Genomic DNA, 17,888 nt, shown 5'->3' with positions numbered 1-17,888 from the left:
ATGAAGATGAAATCGTCGAAATTGCTGGTTCTGGCCGTGGCTGCCGCCGCCGTGGTGGCGGTGCCGCTGGTGATGGCGCAGAGCGCCGACAAGGGCAAGGCGGGCGAGGCCGCGCAGAACGCGGCCGTGGACAAGGCGCAGAGCGAGGCCGAGCAGAAGGCCAAGCGCCGCGCCGCCGCCGCCGCCCAGGAAAAAGCCCGGGGCGAGCAGTCCGCCCCGCGCGAAGAGGAAGAAGAGGAAGCCCGCAAGCGTCGCTGACGCGGGCCTTCCGGTACCGATGGACGCCCCGGCGCAGGCCGGGGCGTCCTTTTTGTTATGTCCCCCAGGGCGGCCCGGCGGCAGGCCGCTGGCGCCCCGGGACTGGACGGAATTTTCGACGTCGCCGCATCCCGCGCTTGGGTGTTCGCGCGACAACCTTTAAACTAGGGCTTTCCGGGAGGCGCGTGAGCCATGACCCCCCTTATTTTCGTTACCGGCGGTGTGGTGTCCTCGCTTGGCAAGGGCATTGCCGCCGCGTCGCTGGCCTCCATCCTCGAGGCGCGTGGCCTGAAGGTCACGATGATGAAGCTGGATCCGTACATCAACGTCGATCCGGGCACCATGAGTCCCTTCCAGCACGGCGAGGTCTACGTCACCGATGACGGCGCCGAGACCGACCTGGACCTGGGCCACTACGAGCGCTTCGTCCATACCCGCCTGAGCCGCAGGAACTCGGTCACCACCGGGCGCATCTACGAGAACGTGATCCGCAAGGAGCGCCGCGGCGACTACCTCGGCGCGACCGTGCAGGTGATCCCGCACATCACCGACGAGATCCGCCGCTGCATCGATGAAGCCACCGAGGGCTACGACGTGGCGCTGGTGGAGATCGGCGGCACCGTCGGCGACATCGAATCGCTGCCGTTCCTGGAGGCCATCCGCCAGGTGCGCACCGAGCGCGGCCCGGAGAAGGCGCTGTTCATGCACCTGACGCTGGTGCCGTACATCGGCGCCGCCGGCGAGCTGAAGACCAAGCCGACCCAGCATTCGGTCAAGGAACTGCGTTCGATCGGCATCCAGCCGGACGTGCTGCTGTGCCGCTCCGAGCAGGCCATCCCCGATTCGGAACGGCGCAAGATCTCGCTGTTCACCAACGTCTCCGAGCGCGCGGTGATCAGCGTGCCGGACGTGGACGTGCTGTACCGCGTGCCGATGGGCCTGCATGCGCAGGGCCTGGACGAGATCGTGGTCAACCAGCTCAGGCTCGCCGACAAGGCCGGCCCGGCCGACCTGTCCGAGTGGGAGGCGGTGCTGGATGCGGCGCTGCACCCGCTGGACGAGGTGACCATCGCCGTGGTCGGCAAGTACGTGGACCACCAGGACGCCTACAAGTCGGTTGGCGAGGCGCTCAAGCATGGTGGCCTGCGCCAGCGCACCCGCGTCAACCTCAAGTGGCTGGAAGCGCAGGACCTGGAAGAATCCGGCATGTCGGCGCTGGAAGGCGTGGACGGCATCCTGGTGCCGGGCGGCTTCGGCGACCGCGGCTTCGAGGGCAAGGTGCTGACCTCGCAGTACGCGCGCGAACACCGGCTGCCGTACTTCGGCATCTGCTACGGCATGCAGGCGGCGGTGGTGGACTACGCCCGCCACGTGGCCGGGCTGGAGGGCGCCAACAGCACCGAGAACGACCGCCAGTCGCCGAACCCGGTGATCGGCCTGATCACCGAGTGGCGCACCGCCAGCGGCGAGGTCGAGAAGCGCGACGAGAAATCCGACCTGGGCGGCACCATGCGCCTGGGCCTGCAGGAGCAGCGCCTTAAGCCGGGCACGCTGGCGCGCGAGCTGTACGGCAAGGACGTGGTGGCCGAGCGCCACCGCCACCGCTACGAATTCAACAACCGCTACCGTACCCAGCTGGAGGACGCCGGCCTGGTGATCTCCGGCAAGTCGATGGACGACACGCTGGTGGAAGTGGTGGAACTGCCGCGCGAGGTGCACCCGTGGTTCCTGGCCTGCCAGGCGCACCCGGAGTTCCTGTCCACGCCGCGCGGCGGGCACCCGCTGTTCATCGGCTTCATCCGCGCCGCGCGCGAGAAGAAGGCCGGCGGCAAGCTGCTGAAGGAAGCGCGGGCCTGATGCGGCCCGCCTGACGCCTCAATCAACCGGGAAACCGCATGAAACTCTGTGGATTTGAAGTAGGCCTGGACCAGCCGCTGTTCCTGATCGCCGGTCCCTGCGTGATCGAGTCGATGCAGCTGCAGCTCGACACCGCCGGCAGGCTCAAGGAAATCACCGGCAGGCTGGGGATGAATTTCATCTTCAAGTCCAGCTTCGACAAGGCCAACCGCACCTCCGGCACCAGCTTCCGCGGCCCGGGCCTGGAAGAGGGCCTGAAGGTGCTCGCCGAGGTGAAGAAGCAGATCGGCGTGCCGGTGCTGACCGACGTGCACGAGTACACGCCGATGGACGAAGTGGCCTCGGTCGTCGACGTGCTGCAGACCCCGGCCTTCCTGGTGCGCCAGACCGACTTCATCAGGAAGGTGTGCAGCGCCGGCCGCCCGGTGAACATCAAGAAGGGCCAGTTCCTGTCGCCGTGGGACATGAAGCCGGTGGTGGAGAAGGCCAAGTCCACCGGCAACAACGACATCATGGTCTGCGAGCGCGGCGCCAGCTTCGGCTACAACAACCTGGTCAGCGACATGCGCTCGCTGAGCGTGATGCGCGATACCGGCTGCCCGGTGGTGTTCGACGCGACCCATTCGGTGCAGCTGCCGGGCGGGCAGGGCAGCAGTTCCGGCGGCCAGCGCGAGTTCGTGCCGGTGCTGGCGCGCGCGGCGGTGGCGGTCGGCGTGGCCGGCCTGTTCGCCGAAACCCATCCCGATCCGTCCAAGGCGCTGTCCGACGGCCCCAACGCCTGGCCGCTGGACAAGATGGAGGCGCTGCTGGAAACCCTGCTGGCGCTGGATTCGATCACCAAGAAGAACGGGTTCCTGGAGAGCACGGTCTGATGAGCGGCGGCAGGCGGGCCTGCGTGGGAGCGGAGCGCATGAAGCGAACCCTTCTGGTGGCCGTGGCCTGCGCGCTGGTCGTGTTGGCGGGCAATGCCGGCGCATGCCGTACCGACCCGCCCATCGTGACGCCGACCCTGCGCGAAGCCACCGGGTCGGCGGACATCGTGGCGGTGATCCACGTCGATGGGGTCGAGTGGCGGACACCGGAAGAAGAGGCGGAGTTTCGTCGCCTGTGGGAGCGCCCGCCAATGAATACGCCATTTTCCTATCCTGCCCGCTCGGCGCGTTTCAGTGTGAAGCGCGTCCTCAAGGGCAGCATCCCGGTCAATACGTTGATCTGGAGTGGTGCCACCAGTTGCGATGTCGGTCTGGCGGAAGGCCGGGATTATGTATTGTTTGCCAGCCTGCCTTCGGGAGAAGATGACCGACTCATGCCGCTGCGCGGCACGTTTCCTCTGGATGCGCGCCCCTACACCGACGCCATGCTGGCCGAAGTGGAATCCTTCCTCACTCACTCCAACGCCCCCACACCATGACGACAATCGCCAAGATCCACGCCCGTGAAATCCTCGACAGCCGTGGCAACCCCACGCTGGAAGCCGAAGTCACCCTGGCCGACGGCTCGTTCGGTCGCGCCGCGGTGCCGTCGGGTGCCTCCACCGGCACCAAGGAGGCGGTGGAACTGCGCGATGGCGACAAGACCCGTTACCTGGGCAAGGGCGTGCGCGATGCGGTGGCCAACGTCAACGGCCCGATCGCCGCGGCGCTGAAGGATTTCGATGCCGGGGACCAGGCCGGCCTGGACCGCCGCCTGATCGACCTGGACGGTACCGAGAACAAGGGCCGCCTGGGCGCCAATGCGCTGCTGGGCGTTTCGATGGCCGCCGCGCATGCCGCCGCCGCCTCGAAGAAGCAGGCGCTGTGGCAGTACCTGACCGCGAAGACCGGCGCCACGCCGTCGCTGCCGGTGCCGATGATGAACATCATCAACGGCGGCGCGCATGCCGACAACAACGTCGACTTCCAGGAATTCATGGTGCTGCCGGTCGGCTTCACCTCGTTCGGCGAATCGCTGCGCGCCGGCACCGAGATCTTCCACGCGCTCAAGTCGGTGCTCAAGGGCCATGGCCTGAGCACGGCGGTGGGCGACGAGGGCGGCTTCGCCCCGGATTTCCGCAGCAACGTCGAGGCGCTGGACACCATCCTGGAAGCCATCGGCAAGGCCGGTTACACCGCCGGCGAGGACATCCTGCTGGGCCTGGACGTGGCCTCCAGCGAGTTCTACGAGAACGGCAAGTACAACCTGGTCGGCGAGAACAAGCGCCTGACCTCCGAGCAGTTCGTCGATTTCCTGGCCGACTGGACCGCGCAGTACCCGATCATCACCATCGAGGACGGCCTGGCCGAGAACGACTGGGCCGGCTGGAAGCTGCTGACCCAGCGCATCGGCGGCAAGGTGCAGCTGGTCGGCGACGACCTGTTCGTCACCAACCCGAAGATCTTCGCCGAGGGCATCGAGTCGGGCACCGCCAATGCCATCCTGATCAAGGTCAACCAGATCGGCACCCTGACCGAGACGCTGGAAGCGATCGCCATGGCCGACAAGGCGCATTACGCGGCGATCGTCTCGCACCGCTCGGGCGAGACCGAGGACACCACCATCGCCGACATCGCCGTGGCCACCACCGCCACCCAGATCAAGACCGGTTCGCTGTGCCGCAGCGACCGCGTGGCGAAGTACAACCAGTTGCTGCGCATCGAGGAAGCCCTCGGCGGCAACGCGCGCTACGCCGGGCGTGACGCGTTCGTCTCGCTCAAGCGCTGACGCCCGTGCGTGACTGGCGCTGGCTGCTGCTGGTGCTCGCGGTGCTGCTGGCGCTGCTGCAGTACCGCTTCTGGTTCGGGCCGGGCAATTCGGGCGAGGTGATGATGCTCGAGGCCCAGGTCGCCAACCAGAAGCGCGACAACGAAGGCCTGCAGCAGCGCAACGACGCGCTCGCCGCCGAGGTCAAGGACCTCAAGGAAGGCGAGGCCGCCATCGAGGAGCGGGCGCGCAGCGAACTGGGCATGATCAAGCCCGGCGAGAAGTTCTACCGCGTGGTCGAGGACGCGCCGGTCGCGCGCCCGGCCGCGGCGCAGGCGGGCACGCAGGACGCCCAGGCGCAGGAGGTCGTGCCATGACCACGCAGGTCTGGGCCGTGGTGCCGGCCGCCGGCCGCGGTACCCGCTTCGGCGGGCCGGTGCCCAAGCAATACTTGCTGGCCGCCGGCGAACCGCTGCTGGCGCATGCGCTGGCGGCGCTGCTGTCGCACCCCGGCGTGGCCGGGGTGATGGTGGCCATCGCCGAAGACGACGCCGACTGGCCCGGCTGGAATGCCTTTGCCGGCAAGCCGGTGCTGACCTGCACCGGCGGCGACACCCGCGCCGCCTCGGTGCTGGCCGGGTTGCAGGCCCTGCCGGACAGCGTGCGCGCCGACGATTTCGTGCTGGTGCACGACGCGGCGCGGCCGAACCTGCCGGCGGGCGACCTGGGGCGGCTGCTGGAAGTGGGGCGCGCCGACCCGGTCGGCGCCATCCTTGCCGCGCCGGTACGCGATACGCTCAAGCGCGCCGGCGACGACGGCGGCATCGACCGCACCGAACCGCGCGAACGGTTGTGGCGCGCGCTGACGCCGCAGCTGTTCCGCCGCCACCAGCTGACCCGCGCCCTGGCCGAAGCCACCGGCGCCGGCGTCGAAGTGACCGACGAGGCCATGGCCATGGAGCGCCAGGGCGCGCGGCCGCTGCTGGTCGAGGGCGACGAGTGCAACTTCAAGGTCACCACGCCGGCCGACCTGGCCCGCTTCGAGTTCGAGCTGTCGCGGCGCGGCTGAATCCCCGTCCGGCGGCGCGACGCCGGGCCTGACACGACAATCCGGTCCGAAGCCATGAATCCTCCTTCCTTCCCTCCCATCCGCATCGGCCAGGGCTACGACGTGCACGCTTTCGGCGAAGGCGACCACGTCATGCTCGGTGGCGTGCGCGTGCCGCACCGCTGCGGCGTGCTCGCGCACAGCGATGGCGACGTGATCCTGCACGCGCTGTGCGACGCGATGCTGGGCGCGCTGGCGCTGGGCGACATCGGCCAGCATTTCCCGCCCAGCGACGACCGCTGGAAGGGCGCGGACAGCAGCCAGTTCGTGCGCCACTGCGACGGCCTGCTGCGCGGGCGCGGCTGGCAGGTGGGCAATGCCGACATCACCGTGATCTGCGAGCGGCCCAAGGTGGGCCCGCACGCGCTGGCGATGCGCGAAACGGTGGCGGGGCTGCTGGGCATCGGCCTGGACCGGGTCAGCATCAAGGCCACCACCAGCGAGAAGCTGGGCTTCACCGGCCGCGAGGAAGGCATCGCCGCGCAGGCGGCGGTGCTGCTGGTTGCCGCATAGCCGCCGTCCTGCATTTTTGTATCCGCAGGAGCGGCTTCAGCCGCGAGGCAGCTTCCCCGCTCCCATTTCCCTGTCGAACCGCGGAAAGGCAAGGCTGCGCGAAAGCCCTTCGCGGCTGAAGCCGCTCCTACGAAGATGCGGGCCCGACATCGTTCCACAGGACTGACATGACCGATATTCCCGCGCTTCCCCTTGCCTATGGCGCACCGGTGCTGAGCGCGCTGATGCGCAGCACGCCGGAGGACTTCCAGGTCGACGAGCTGCCCGCCTTCGAGGCGAGCGGCGAGGGCGAGCACCTGCTGCTGGACATCCGCAAGCGCGGCGCCAATACCGTGGCGGTGGCCAGGCAGCTGGCGCAGTGGGCCGGCGTGCCGGAGATGGGCGTCAGCTATGCCGGGCAGAAGGACCGGCACGCGGTGACCACGCAGCGGTTCAGCGTGCACCTGCCGCGGCGCGTCGCCCCCGACCTGGCGCTGCTGGAATCGGACGAGGTCCACGTGCTGGCCTCGACCTGGCACAACCGCAAGCTGCAGCGCGGCGCGCTGGCCGGCAACCGCTTCAGGCTGGTGCTGCGCGGCGTGCAGGGCGAGCGCGCAGCCATCGATGAACGCCTGCAGGTCATTGCCGCGCGCGGCCTGCCCAACTGGTTCGGCGAGCAGCGTTTCGGCCGCGATGGCGGCAACGTGCCGGCGGCGCTGGCGATGTTCGCCGGCCGCCGGGTGCGCAAGGACCAGCGCTCCATGCTGCTGTCGGCGGCGCGCTCGGCGCTGTTCAACCGCGTGCTGGCCGCGCGGGTGGAGCAGGGCAGCTGGGACCGCGCGCTGGACGGCGAAGTGTGGATGCTCGATGGCAGCCGCTCGGTGTTCGGCCCCGAACCGATGAGCGAGGCGCTGGCCGAGCGGCTGGCGCGTTTCGACATCCATCCCAGCGGGCCGTTGTGGGGCGCGGGCGAACCGCGCGCCACCGGCGCGGCGCTGGAACTGGAGCAGGCGGTGCTGGCCGACGGACAGGCGCTGGCGCTGCGCGCCGGGCTGGAACAGGCCGGCCTGAAGCAGGAGCGACGCGCGCTGCGGCTGCGGCCGGCGCTGATGCAGCACGCCTGGCTGCAGGACGACGTGCTGGAACTCTGCTTCGCCCTGCCGCCGGGCTGCTATGCCACCGCCGTGCTGCACGAGCTGGGCGAGGTGGGCGACGCCAGCCGCGCCGGTTCGCCGGGAACGGAATAGCCCGCGGGGCTGCGTCCAGGCTGTTCCGGTCACGGGGGAACGGCGTCAGCCGCGAAGCCGAAGCGGGCCACGCGCGGCGCACTGCCCGATGCCGCAAGACCGCCTCTCCGGCGTCGCCACGAGTGCCAGCGCGCCTGCCCACTGCCGCCGGTCGTGGCCCACCGGCGGGCCGCCGCTCAGCGCCGCGCCAGCAGTACCAGCACCGCGCCGGTGCCGCCCTGCGCCGGCGGCGCCGAATGGAAGGCCAGCACGTCGTTGCGCTGGCGCAGCAGACGGTCCACCAGATTCTTCAGCACCGGCGCGCCGCCATCGGACTGCAGGCCCTTGCCGTGGATGATGCGCACGCAGCCATGGTCGTGCGCATGCGCCTCGAGCAGGAACTGGCGCAGCAGGTGCTCGGCCTGGGCCGCGCTGGCGCCGTGCAGGTCCAGTTCGTCCTGCACCGAATACTGGCCGCGCCGCAGCCGCTGGAACATGCGCGCGGGCAGCGTGTCGCGGCGGTAGCTGGCCACGTCGCCGGCCTCCAGCGGCGCACCCGACTGCAGCAGCCGGGCGAACTCGCCCAGCGCCTGCGCCTCGTCCTGCTCGGCCATGCGCGCGCGCGGCTTCGGTCGCGGCCGGGTGATGGCCGGCGTTTCCACCTTGCGCAGCGGCTTTACTTCGCCGATGGCCGAGCGGAACAGGGCGCCGTCGTCTTCGTCTTCTGGGTGCGACATGCGCATAGCGTAACGGCTGCGGCAATGGGGAGGGCATCACGGGAAGGCGACGGACGCATTCCGGTATCATGCCGGATCGGGCCATGCCGGCCGGCGTGCAGCACGCCGGCGCATGGCGGTGGACGGCGAGGCAGCGGGAGCGCCGTCATGGATTCAGCGATTCAGGTCTTCAATGCGCGTACTTGTAAGCAACGACGACGGCGTGGACGCCCCCGGCATTAGGATGCTCGCCGAGGAGCTGCGCAATGCCGGCCACGAGGTCACCGTAGTGGCGCCGGACCGCGACCGTTCCGGCGCCAGCAATTCCCTTACCCTGGACCAGCCGGTGCGGCTGCGCCGGATCGACCATTACACCTGCGCGGTGAGCGGCACGCCCACCGACTGCGTGCACCTGGCCCTGACCGGCATGCTGGAGCACGAGCCGGACATCGTGGTCTCGGGCATCAACAACGCCGCCAACCTCGGCGACGACGTGATCTATTCCGGCACCGTGTCGGCGGCGATGGAAGGGCGTTTCCTCGGGCTGCCGTCGGTGGCCGTGTCGCTGGTCACCCAGCGCCATGAAGCCAGGAATTTCCTCAGCGCCGCGCGTGCCGCCATCGAGATCGTGGCGCGGCTGAAGGCCGATCCGCTGCCGGCCGACACCATCCTCAACGTCAACGTGCCCGACCTGCCGTGGGACGAGATCCGCGGCTTCGAGGTGACGCGCCTGGGCAACCGCCACCGCGCCGAGGCCTGCATCCCGGCCACCGACCCGCGCGGCAACACCGTGTACTGGATCGGCCCGGCCGGCTCCGAGCAGGACGCCGGCCCCGGCACCGATTTCCATGCGGTGCGCACCGGCCATATCTCGATCACGCCGATCCAGGTGGACCTGACCCGCTATGAGGCGCTGGAGAAGGTCGCCAGCTGGGTCGGTGGGCTGTCGGCGACGCTGGAGCGGCCGGCATGACGCCACGCCTGCGTCTTTCGCCCGAGGCGGTCGGCAGCGGCATGACCTCGCAGCGCGTGCGCGACCGGCTGGTCGACCGCCTGCGCGACGGCGCCCAGAACGGCGGTGGCATCGGCGACGAGCGCGTGCTCAACGCGGTGCGCGTGGTGCCGCGGCACCTGTTCATCGACGAGGCGCTGGCCTCGCGCGCCTACGAGGACACCGCGCTGCCGATCGGCCATGGCCAGACCATCTCCCAGCCGTGGGTGGTGGCGCGCATGACCGAGGCGGTGCTGCAGGTGGCGCCGAAGACGGTGCTGGAGGTGGGCACCGGTTCGGGCTACCAGGCGGCGATCCTGGCGGCGGTGGGGCTGGAGGTGTACACCGTCGAACGCATCGGCGACCTGCTGCGCCAGGCGCGCAAGCGCCTGCGGCAGCTGGGCATGAACGTGCGCAGCAAGCACGACGACGGCCGCATCGGCTGGCCCGAGCACGGCCCCTACGACGCCATCGTCGTCACCGCCGCCGCACCGGCGCTGGTGGAGGCACTGGTCGAACAACTGGCCGTCGGCGGCCGCCTGGTCGCGCCGGTCGGCGGTCCCGGCGGGCAGACGCTGCTGCAGCTTACCCGGCAGGCGGACGGCATCGTGCAGGAGGAACTGGCGCCGGTCAGCTTCGTGCCGCTGCTGTCGGGCATGCTGGACTGAACACGCTGGACTGACACGGGAACCCCGCGACGATGAAGATATTCGGGCCGCTGTACGACCGCGCGCTGTACTGGGCCAGCCACAAGCGCGCGCCCACCTACCTGACGGTGCTGAGCTTCATCGAGGCCATCATCTTCCCGGTGATGCCGGAAGTGATGCTGATGCCGATGTGCGTGGCGCAGCCGCGCAAGGGCTGGCGCTTCGCCACCCTGAGCCTGGCCGGTTCGATGGTCGGCGCGATGGTCGGTTACGCGCTGGGCCACTACGCGTTCGAGGCGGTCAAGCCGCTGTTCGCCGCGCTGGGCATGCTGCCGGCCATCGAGTCGGGCATCGCCACGCTGCAGGCGAAGATGGTCGAATCGCCGTGGGCGGTGTTCACCTTCCTGGTGCTGGGCGGCTTCATGCCGATCCCGATGAAGGTCTTCACCTGGGCTTCCGGTATCGTCGGCGTGCCGCTGCCGCAGTACGTGCTGAGCATGCTGGTCGGGCGCGGCAAGCGCGTTTACGTGCTGGCCGCGGTGATCCGCTTCGGCGGCGCGCGCGCGGCCGAGGCGCTGCGGCGCTGGATCGAACCGCTGGGCTGGATCGCGACCGCGCTGGTCGTCGGCCTGGTGGGCTGGCTGGTATGGAGGACGAAATTCGCATGAGTGCAAAGGTGATGTTCAAGGGCGCGTCCAGGGCGGCGGCCGGCGCGACGGCGTTGCTGCTGGCCGCGGTGTTGGCCGGTTGCGGCACGGCCACGGTGGTCCGGCCGTCGGGGGGCGCGTCCACCGCGCCGGCAACCCCGCGCACTTCGGTGCCCAAGCCGGGGCAGACCGCGGTGGTGCGCCGCGGCGACACGCTGTATGCGCTGGCTCGCATCCACAACATCACGCCGGGCGACCTGGCGGCCTGGAACGGCCTGTCCAACCCGAACGCGATCTATCCGGGGCAGACGCTGCGGTTGTATCCGGGCAGCGGCGCCACCGCCTCGCGTCCGCCCACTGGTAGTGGAACCACCGCGCGTCCGGCCACGCCACCACCGGCGGCGACGCCGGCACCGGCGCCGGCCAACAGCGGCATCGGCTGGCGCTGGCCGGCCGACGGCGCGCTGGTCGGTCGTTTCGTCGCCGGCGAGACCACCAAGCAGGGCATCGATATCGCCGGCAGCAGCGGCCAGGCGGTACGCGCGGCCGGCCCGGGCGTGGTGGTCTATTCCGGCGCCGGCCTGGTCGGCTACGGCGAGCTGATCATCATCAAGCACAACGACCAGTGGCTGTCGGCCTACGGCCACAACCGCAAGCGCCTGGTCAACGAGGGGCAGAACGTCAAGGCCGGCGACCAGATCGCGGAAATGGGCCGCACCGGCACCTCGCGCGACATGCTGCACTTCGAGATCCGCTACAACGGCAAGCCGGTGGATCCCCTGCAGTACCTGCCGCAGCGGTAGCGGCGACCTCCACATCGGATACGGAGGACAGGGATGCCATGCGTCGACGCCATGAAGGAAGCGTGTTTCGTCGTATTTCCCATCCATGTCGTACTGACGGCGCTGGCCTGGGCATTCGACTGGCATCGCCTGCAGGGACCGGGCACGCTGGGGGTCATGGCCGGGTGCGTGGCCGGTGCCGCGCTCGCGGCGCAGCTGGAACTGGCGGTGGCGCCGCGCTGCCTGCTGATGGCGCTGATGGTCGGGATGGGCCAGTACCTGTTCGGCCTGCTGGAGCGCAGGGCGCGGCGGCAGGGCCGCTGAGCCACCCCGCCGCATGCCGCGGTGCCCGGGCGGGCCCTGCGGGCAGGGGCCCGCCGTGCCGCGGTCATGGACATGTACGCCGGCCCGGTGCCGGTTGAGGAGGAAGAGCGTGGGGAAATCGCGTTACTGGTTCGCCGCCAAGGAACTCGGATGGGGCTGGGGCTGGCCGCTGGCGTGGCAGGGATGGCTCACCTATGCGGCGGCGGCCGTGCTGCTGGTCGCCGGCCTGGTGATGTTCCCGCCCGTGTCCGACCCGCTCGGCTCCTTCGCCTGCAACGTCGGCGTGGCCCTGCTTGTCCTGCTTGTCTGCTGGCTCAAGGGCGAGCCGCTGCGCTGAGCGCCGGCCCGTAGCCGCGGGGCCGGCCGCGCATGGAACAACAGGCAGATGCGTGCGGGAACAGTCCCGCACCCCGTGACGCCGGGCGTCACTCCAGGATGAACGCCGCGACCACGCGGCGGTTTTCGCCGGCCAGCACGTTGAAGGTGCGCGCGGCCGAGGCATTGTTCATCACCTCGATGCCGATGCCGCGGGTCAGGCAGGCGGCCATGACTTCCACCGACGGGAACACCTGGCGTTCGCCCGTGCCGAGGATGAACACGGCCGGGTTCTGTTCCAGCGCCGGGGCGAGGTCCGCCACGGTGAGCTGGCCCACCGCGGCCACCGCCCAGTCTTCGATCAGCTGGTCGGGGGAAAGGATGAAGCTGCGCGCCAGCGTCCGGTCGTTGACCCGGGCCTGGCGGCCGTCGGCCGAGCGCAGGGAATAGGTGTAATCGGGCAGTTCGCGGCTCAGTTGCATCGTTGGCTCCTCGGCGGTCAGCCGCGGGGCAGCACGATCTGGCGCTTTTCCCGGGCCGGGCGGTACAGGACGGCGACGTGGCCGATGCGCTGGACCAGCGCGCCGCCGCTGGCCTGGAGCAGCTCGCCGACCATGGCCTCGCGCGCCTCGCGGTCCTCGGCGGCGACCTTGACCTTGATCAGTTCGTGGCGTTCCAGCACCTCGTCCAGTTCCGCCAGGAAGGCGGGGGTGACTCCCTTGCCGCCGATCTGCAGCAGTGCTTTCAGATCGTGGGCCATGCCGCGCAGGAATCGGTTCTGGGCCGGGGTGAGGACGATGGACATGCAGTGATTACGGGTTATCAAGGGGGTTCAGGGTATCATGCCCACCCCTACAGGCCCCATCCCGATGTCCCGCAGCAAGAGCAGTCAACGCTGGTTGAAGGAGCATTTCTCCGACCCCTTCGTGAAGAAGGCGCAGTCCGAGGGCATGCGTTCGCGCGCCGCCTACAAGCTGGAGGAACTGCTCAAGCGCGACCGCCTGCTGAAGCCGAACATGGTGGTGGTCGACCTCGGCGCGGCGCCGGGCGGCTGGTCGCAGCAGGTGCGGAGACAGATGGGCGACAGCGGCCGGGTCCTGGCGCTGGACATCCTGGAGATGCCGCCGCTGGCCGGCGTGGAGTTCCTTCATGGTGACTTCAGGGAAGAAACCGTCCTATCCCAGTTCGAAGCCATGCTCGGCGACCAGCCGGTGGACCTTGTCCTGTCGGATATGGCCCCCAATAAGAGTGGCATGGATGCGGTGGACCAGCCGCGGATGATGCACCTGGCGGAGCTGGCGATGGATTTCGCCGACAACCATCTCAAGCCGGGTGGGGCGTTCCTGATCAAGCTGTTCCAGGGCGTCGGCTTTGACGACTACGTGCGGGAAATGCGCCGCCGTTACGACAAGGTCGTGATCCGCAAGCCGGAAGCCTCGCGCAAGCGCTCGCCCGAGGTCTATGCCCTGGGCCAGGGCAAGCGCCCGCAGATCAAGTAAGCTCGACACCATACGAAACGCGTCAGAAATTAGAGGAACGCCGGAGCCGATGAGGATGAACGACCTGACCAAGAACCTCCTGCTATGGGTGGTTGTCGCCGTCGTGCTGATGGTGGTGTTCCAGAGCTTCGCCCCGCGCGGCGGCACGCCGCCGGTCAGCGACGCCAACAACTACACGCAGTTCCTGCGCGACGTGGATGCCGGGCGGATCAAGTCGGTGGAGATCACCAACGAGACCACGCTCACCGCCAACGCCATCCGCTTCAGGCGCAGCGACGGCAGCGAGGGCGCGCTGTACGGTCCCAGCGACAGCAAGCTGATCGACCAGCTCTACCAGAAGGGCGTGGACGTGGTCCGCATGAAGCCGGAAACCGGCCTGAGCTTCTGGTCGATCCTGCTGCAGTTCCTGCCGGTGCTGCTGCTGATCGGCTTCTGGATCTTCATGATGCGGCAGATGCAGGGCGGTGGCGGCGGCGCCAAGGGCGCGATGTCCTTCGGCAAGTCGCGCGCCAAGCTGCAGGGCGAGGACCAGATCAAGGTCACCTTCGCCGACGTGGCCGGCTGCGACGAGGCCAAGGAGGAGGTCGGCGAACTGGTCGAGTTCCTGCGCGACCCGTCCAAGTTCACCAAGCTCGGCGGCAAGATTCCGCGCGGCGTGCTGATGGTCGGCCCGCCGGGCACCGGCAAGACCCTTCTGGCGCGTGCCATCGCCGGCGAGGCCAAGGTGCCGTTCTTCAGCATTTCCGGTTCGGACTTCGTGGAGATGTTCGTCGGCGTCGGCGCCAGCCGCGTGCGCGACATGTTCGAGCAGGCCAAGAAGCATGCGCCGTGCATCATCTTCATCGACGAGATCGACGCCGTCGGCCGTCACCGCGGCTCCGGCATGGGCGGCGGCCATGACGAGCGCGAGCAGACCCTGAACCAGATGCTGGTCGAGATGGACGGCTTCGAGGGTGGCGAGGGCGTGATCGTGATCGCCGCGACCAACCGTCCGGACGTGCTCGACAAGGCGCTGCTGCGCCCGGGCCGCTTCGACCGCCAGGTGATGGTCGGCCTGCCCGACATCAAGGGCCGCGAGCAGATCCTGCGCGTGCACCTGCGCAAGGTGCCGGCCGCCGACGACGTGCGCCCGGAAGTGCTGGCGCGCGGTACTCCGGGCTTCTCCGGCGCCGACCTGGCCAACCTGGTCAACGAGGGCGCCCTGTTCGCCGCGCGCCGCGGCAAGCAGGAAGTGAGCATGCAGGACTTCGAGGACGCCAAGGACAAGATCTACATGGGTCCGGAGCGCCGCAGCATGGTCATGCGCGAGGACGAGCGCCGCAACACGGCCTACCACGAGTCCGGCCACGCGGTGGTCGCCATGTCCCTGCCCAAGGCCGACCCGGTGCACAAGGTCACCATCATGCCGCGCGGCTGGGCGCTGGGCGTGACCTGGCAGCTGCCCGAGCACGACCACATCAGCAAGTACAAGGACCGCATGCTGGAAGAACTGGCGATCCTGTTCGGCGGCCGCATCGCCGAGGAAATCTTCGTCGGCGAAATGTCCACCGGCGCTTCCAACGACTTCGAGCGCGCCACCAAGCTGGCCCGCGGCATGGTCACCAAGTACGGCATGTCCGACGTGCTGGGCACCATGGTCTATGCCGACGAGGAAGCCGGCTACGGCATGCACAGCAAGACCATTTCCGAGGCCACCCAGCAGAAGGTGGATGCGGAAATCCGCCGCATCCTCGACGAGCAGTACAACGTGGCGCGCCGCATCCTGGAGGAGAAGCGCGACATCGTCGAGGCCATGACCGCCGCGCTGCTCGACTGGGAAACCATCGACGCCGAGCAGGTCAAGGCGATCATGGAAGGCCGCAAGCCCTCGCCGCCGGCTGGCTGGGTGGACAAGGGCAAGAGCGACCCGTCGGACAGCGACCAGGGCGGCGACGAGCGCCCGGTGGCGCCGATCAGCGATCCGGCCGGGCAGCACTGAGCCTGCCGCCAACGCAGTCAGCAGCACGGGCCGGATATTCCGGCCCGTCCTGTTTCCGGGGAACGGAAACGCAGGGGCAGTGCTTTGGTGGCGCGGCCTGTCGGCGCCTGTTCCGCTCCGGCTCCCGGGAAAACGAAGGCGGGCGATTGCGGGAAGCCCGCAGGCGTTCCATGGCGGAGGCCCCGGCTTGCAGCCGCGATGGTTCCGATGACCGCATCCGCGAGAGACAATGGGCCACCGCGCCTCATCCTCCAGCCACATGACCGACCAGACTCCACCCCCCGCTGCCTCCACCCACCTCCCCGAAATGGTGATCGCCACCGTGGCCGGCGTCGCCTTCGGGGTGAAGACCGGCCATTACCTGGCGGGCATTTTCATCGGCATCGTGCTGGGCGTGGCGCTCAGCGCGATCGGTACCCTGGTCCGGGCAAGGAGCCGGCGCTGATGTTCGACACCTCACCGGTACTGGACTGCGCCGGCCGGCCGTTGCGGCTGGATCGCGCGCGGGTGATGGGCATCGTCAACGTCACCCCGGATTCGTTCTCCGACGGCGGGCGGCATTTCGATACCGCCGCGGCCATCGCCCATGGCCTGGCGCTGGTGGAGCAGGGCGCGGACCTGCTCGACGTCGGCGGGGAATCCACCCGGCCCGGCGCCGCGCAGGTGTCGGCGCAGGAGGAGATCGAGCGCGTGGCGCCGGTGATCGAGGCGCTGGTGGCGCGCGTGCCGGTGCCGGTCAGCGTCGATACCTGCAAGCCGGAGGTGATGCGTGCGGCGCTGGCCGCCGGCGCCGGCATGGTCAACGACGTGCAGGCCCTGCGCCAGCCCGGCGCGCTGGAGGCCGTGGCCGGTTCCGGCGCGGCCGCGGTGCTGATGCACGCGGTGGGCGGGCCGCACGACGCCGGCGTGGCATGGGACAGCGACGACGTCGCCGGCGACGTGCAGCGCTTCCTGGCCGAACGCCTGTTCGCCGCGGAGATGGCCGGCATCGCCCGCAGCCGGCTGGTGGTCGACCCCGGCTACGGGTTCAACAAGGACACCACGCAGAACTTCGCGCTGCTGGCCGGGCAGGAAAAACTGCTGGCGCTGGGCGTGCCGCTGCTGGCCGGGCTGTCGCGCAAGCGCTGCATCGGCGAGGTCACCGGCCGCGCCGTCGCCGCCGAGCGCGTGGCCGGCTCGGTCGCCGCGCACCTGCTGGCGGTGCAGCGCGGCGCGAAGATCGTGCGCGTGCACGACGTGGCCGCCACGGTCGATGCGCTCAGGGTGCTGGCCGCGCTCGACGCGGTGCCGGCGCCGCGCGCAGACCGCGCCGCGGCGCCGCGCTGGCCGGACGAGGACTGATGGCGGCCGACACGCGGCCGCTGGCGATCGCGCTGATGGGCCCCACCGCGTCGGGCAAGACCGCGGCGGCCATCGAACTGGCGCGGCGTCACGGCGGCGAAATCGTCAGCGTCGATTCGGCGCTGGTGTACCGCGGGCTGGAGATCGGCGCGGCCAAACCCGACGAAGCCGAGCGCGCCGGTGTTCCCCACCATCTGCTGGACCTGCGCGATCCCTGGCAGAGCTATTCGGCCGCCGAGTTCGCCGCCGACGCCGGCGCCGCGGTGCGCGACATCCTCGCGCGCGGGCGGCTGCCGATCCTGGCCGGCGGCACCGGGCTGTACTTCCGCGCGCTGCTGCAGGGGCTGTCGCCGATGCCGGAAGCCGACCCGGCCATCCGCGCGGCGATCAGCGCCGAAGCCCAGGCCGTGGGCTGGCCGGCGCTGCACGCGCAGCTGGCGCAGGTCGACCCGGCCGCGGCCGGCCGCATCCACGCCACCGATCCGCAGCGCATCCAGCGCGCGCTGGAGGTGTACCGGCTCACCGGCAGGCCGATCAGCCACTGGCAGGCATTGCCCGGCACCGCCCGCCTGCCGGTGCGCGTGCTCAAGCTGGTGCTGGCGCCGGCCGACCGCGCGGTGCTGCACGCGCGCATCGAGCGCCGCTTCGACCTGATGCTGGAAGCGGGTTTCCTCGATGAAGTGGGGCGCCTGCGCGCGTTGCCGCAGATGGCGGACGTGCCGGCGCCGCTCGACCTGCCGGCGATCCGCGCGGTGGGCTACCGCCAGGCCTGGCAGTTCCTGGACGGGCAGGAAAGCGCGGCCGGTTTCCGCGACAAGGCGATCTTCGCCACCCGCCAGCTCGCCAAGCGCCAGCTCACCTGGCTGCGCGGCGAACTGGACGCGCGCTGGTTCGACCCGGCCACCGACCGGCACCGCCTGCAGGACGCGGTTTCCCTGTTCCTGGGGCGATGAAGCGCGCCGGGCGGTGTAACATCGCGGTTCCGGACAGGCAGGGGAAGCCGCATGGTCCGGGTCGATAAGAACAAT

Annotated in this window: 23 protein-coding genes; 20 read left to right on the top strand and 3 right to left on the bottom strand. The window is 69.8% G+C overall.

What is annotated here, in order from left to right; translation table 11 throughout:
- Positions 1-6 precede the first annotated feature (6 nt).
- The 9 genes from AC06FP_RS06865 to truD all read left to right on the top strand — a co-directional run bounded on the left by AC06FP_RS06865 (position 7) and on the right by truD (position 7,641).
- A complete protein-coding gene (locus AC06FP_RS06865) occupies positions 7-258 on the top strand; it encodes a hypothetical protein (RefSeq protein WP_456118922.1) in 252 nt (83 codons plus the stop codon).
- A 192-nt stretch (positions 259-450) separates the two neighbouring features.
- Positions 451-2,115, top strand: coding sequence for a CTP synthase (locus tag AC06FP_RS06860; protein WP_456118924.1), 1,665 nt, complete (start codon positions 451-453; stop codon positions 2,113-2,115).
- 38 nt (positions 2,116-2,153) lie between these two features.
- Positions 2,154-2,987, top strand: coding sequence for a 3-deoxy-8-phosphooctulonate synthase (kdsA, locus tag AC06FP_RS06855; protein WP_478074990.1), 834 nt, complete (start codon positions 2,154-2,156; stop codon positions 2,985-2,987).
- Between the two features lie 38 nt (positions 2,988-3,025).
- Positions 3,026-3,526 (top strand): hypothetical protein, encoded by a 501-nt coding sequence (locus AC06FP_RS06850; RefSeq protein ID WP_478074989.1) that lies wholly within the window; start codon positions 3,026-3,028, stop codon positions 3,524-3,526.
- A complete protein-coding gene (gene eno / locus AC06FP_RS06845; RefSeq protein ID WP_478074988.1) occupies positions 3,523-4,815 on the top strand; it encodes a phosphopyruvate hydratase in 1,293 nt (430 codons plus the stop codon). The genes AC06FP_RS06850 and eno overlap by 4 nt, the downstream gene beginning before the upstream one ends.
- 5 nt (positions 4,816-4,820) lie before the next feature.
- On the top strand, positions 4,821-5,171 hold the full coding sequence (gene ftsB, locus AC06FP_RS06840; RefSeq protein WP_456118932.1) for a cell division protein FtsB: 351 nt from the start codon (positions 4,821-4,823) through the stop codon (positions 5,169-5,171).
- Positions 5,168-5,863, top strand: coding sequence for a 2-C-methyl-D-erythritol 4-phosphate cytidylyltransferase (ispD, locus tag AC06FP_RS06835; RefSeq protein WP_478074987.1), 696 nt, complete (start codon positions 5,168-5,170; stop codon positions 5,861-5,863). The genes ftsB and ispD overlap by 4 nt, the downstream gene beginning before the upstream one ends.
- Positions 5,864-5,917: 54 nt before the next feature.
- Positions 5,918-6,415, top strand: coding sequence for a 2-C-methyl-D-erythritol 2,4-cyclodiphosphate synthase (gene ispF / locus AC06FP_RS06830; RefSeq protein WP_456118936.1), 498 nt, complete (start codon positions 5,918-5,920; stop codon positions 6,413-6,415).
- Between the two features lie 167 nt (positions 6,416-6,582).
- Complete coding sequence (truD, locus tag AC06FP_RS06825) at positions 6,583-7,641, top strand: tRNA pseudouridine(13) synthase TruD (protein WP_478074986.1); 1,059 nt, start codon at positions 6,583-6,585, stop codon at positions 7,639-7,641.
- Between the two features lie 176 nt (positions 7,642-7,817).
- Here truD and AC06FP_RS06820 read toward each other — a convergent pair whose 3' ends face one another.
- Positions 7,818-8,357, bottom strand: coding sequence for a Smr/MutS family protein (locus AC06FP_RS06820; protein WP_478074985.1), 540 nt, complete (start codon positions 8,355-8,357; stop codon positions 7,818-7,820).
- 172 nt (positions 8,358-8,529) lie between these two features.
- On the opposite strand from AC06FP_RS06820, the gene surE reads away from it, so the two are divergent.
- From surE to AC06FP_RS06790, 6 genes are all read left to right on the top strand, one after another.
- A complete protein-coding gene (gene surE / locus AC06FP_RS06815) occupies positions 8,530-9,309 on the top strand; it encodes a 5'/3'-nucleotidase SurE (RefSeq protein ID WP_104938539.1) in 780 nt (259 codons plus the stop codon).
- On the top strand, positions 9,306-9,995 hold the full coding sequence (locus tag AC06FP_RS06810; RefSeq protein ID WP_456118942.1) for a protein-L-isoaspartate(D-aspartate) O-methyltransferase: 690 nt from the start codon (positions 9,306-9,308) through the stop codon (positions 9,993-9,995). The genes surE and AC06FP_RS06810 overlap by 4 nt, the downstream gene beginning before the upstream one ends.
- Before the next feature lie 32 nt (positions 9,996-10,027).
- Entirely contained in the window at positions 10,028-10,642 is a 615-nt protein-coding gene (locus AC06FP_RS06805) for a YqaA family protein (RefSeq protein ID WP_456118944.1), read from the top strand.
- Positions 10,621-11,424, top strand: a complete 804-nt coding sequence (locus AC06FP_RS06800; RefSeq protein WP_456118946.1) for a peptidoglycan DD-metalloendopeptidase family protein — start codon at positions 10,621-10,623, stop codon at positions 11,422-11,424. Before AC06FP_RS06805 ends, AC06FP_RS06800 begins: the two co-directional genes overlap by 22 nt.
- A gap of 33 nt (positions 11,425-11,457) precedes the next feature.
- Positions 11,458-11,727, top strand: a complete 270-nt coding sequence (locus tag AC06FP_RS06795; RefSeq protein ID WP_478074984.1) for a hypothetical protein — start codon at positions 11,458-11,460, stop codon at positions 11,725-11,727.
- Between the two features lie 109 nt (positions 11,728-11,836).
- Complete coding sequence (locus tag AC06FP_RS06790) at positions 11,837-12,064, top strand: hypothetical protein (protein ID WP_456118950.1); 228 nt, start codon at positions 11,837-11,839, stop codon at positions 12,062-12,064.
- Positions 12,065-12,152: 88 nt separating this feature from the next.
- Here AC06FP_RS06790 and AC06FP_RS06785 read toward each other — a convergent pair whose 3' ends face one another.
- Both AC06FP_RS06785 and yhbY read right to left on the bottom strand, forming a co-directional pair.
- Complete coding sequence (locus AC06FP_RS06785; RefSeq protein WP_478074983.1) at positions 12,153-12,524, bottom strand: Mth938-like domain-containing protein; 372 nt, start codon at positions 12,522-12,524, stop codon at positions 12,153-12,155.
- Between the two features lie 17 nt (positions 12,525-12,541).
- Complete coding sequence (gene yhbY / locus AC06FP_RS06780) at positions 12,542-12,847, bottom strand: ribosome assembly RNA-binding protein YhbY (protein WP_478074982.1); 306 nt, start codon at positions 12,845-12,847, stop codon at positions 12,542-12,544.
- 64 nt (positions 12,848-12,911) lie between these two features.
- Here yhbY and rlmE point away from each other — a divergent pair, with 64 nt between their 5' ends.
- From rlmE to miaA, 5 genes are all read left to right on the top strand, one after another.
- Entirely contained in the window at positions 12,912-13,541 is a 630-nt protein-coding gene (gene rlmE, locus AC06FP_RS06775; RefSeq protein ID WP_456118956.1) for a 23S rRNA (uridine(2552)-2'-O)-methyltransferase RlmE, read from the top strand.
- 55 nt (positions 13,542-13,596) lie between these two features.
- Positions 13,597-15,519, top strand: coding sequence for an ATP-dependent zinc metalloprotease FtsH (ftsH, locus tag AC06FP_RS06770; RefSeq protein ID WP_456118958.1), 1,923 nt, complete (start codon positions 13,597-13,599; stop codon positions 15,517-15,519).
- A 259-nt stretch (positions 15,520-15,778) separates the two neighbouring features.
- The gene (locus tag AC06FP_RS06765) at positions 15,779-15,964 is read left to right on the top strand and encodes a hypothetical protein (protein WP_456118960.1); all 186 of its coding nucleotides are present in this window, start codon (positions 15,779-15,781) and stop codon (positions 15,962-15,964) included.
- Positions 15,964-16,860: a dihydropteroate synthase gene (folP, locus tag AC06FP_RS06760; RefSeq protein WP_456118962.1), complete on the top strand. Its 897-nt coding sequence runs from the start codon at positions 15,964-15,966 to the stop codon at positions 16,858-16,860. Before AC06FP_RS06765 ends, folP begins: the two co-directional genes overlap by 1 nt.
- On the top strand, positions 16,860-17,813 hold the full coding sequence (miaA, locus tag AC06FP_RS06755; RefSeq protein ID WP_456118964.1) for a tRNA (adenosine(37)-N6)-dimethylallyltransferase MiaA: 954 nt from the start codon (positions 16,860-16,862) through the stop codon (positions 17,811-17,813). Before folP ends, miaA begins: the two co-directional genes overlap by 1 nt.
- The last annotated feature ends 75 nt before the right edge of the window (positions 17,814-17,888 follow it).

The organism is Stenotrophomonas sp. Steno-Z2 (assembly GCF_056393235.1).
The sequence above is the reverse complement of the archived record's forward strand: the minus strand, read 5'-3'. Positions and strand labels throughout refer to the sequence as shown.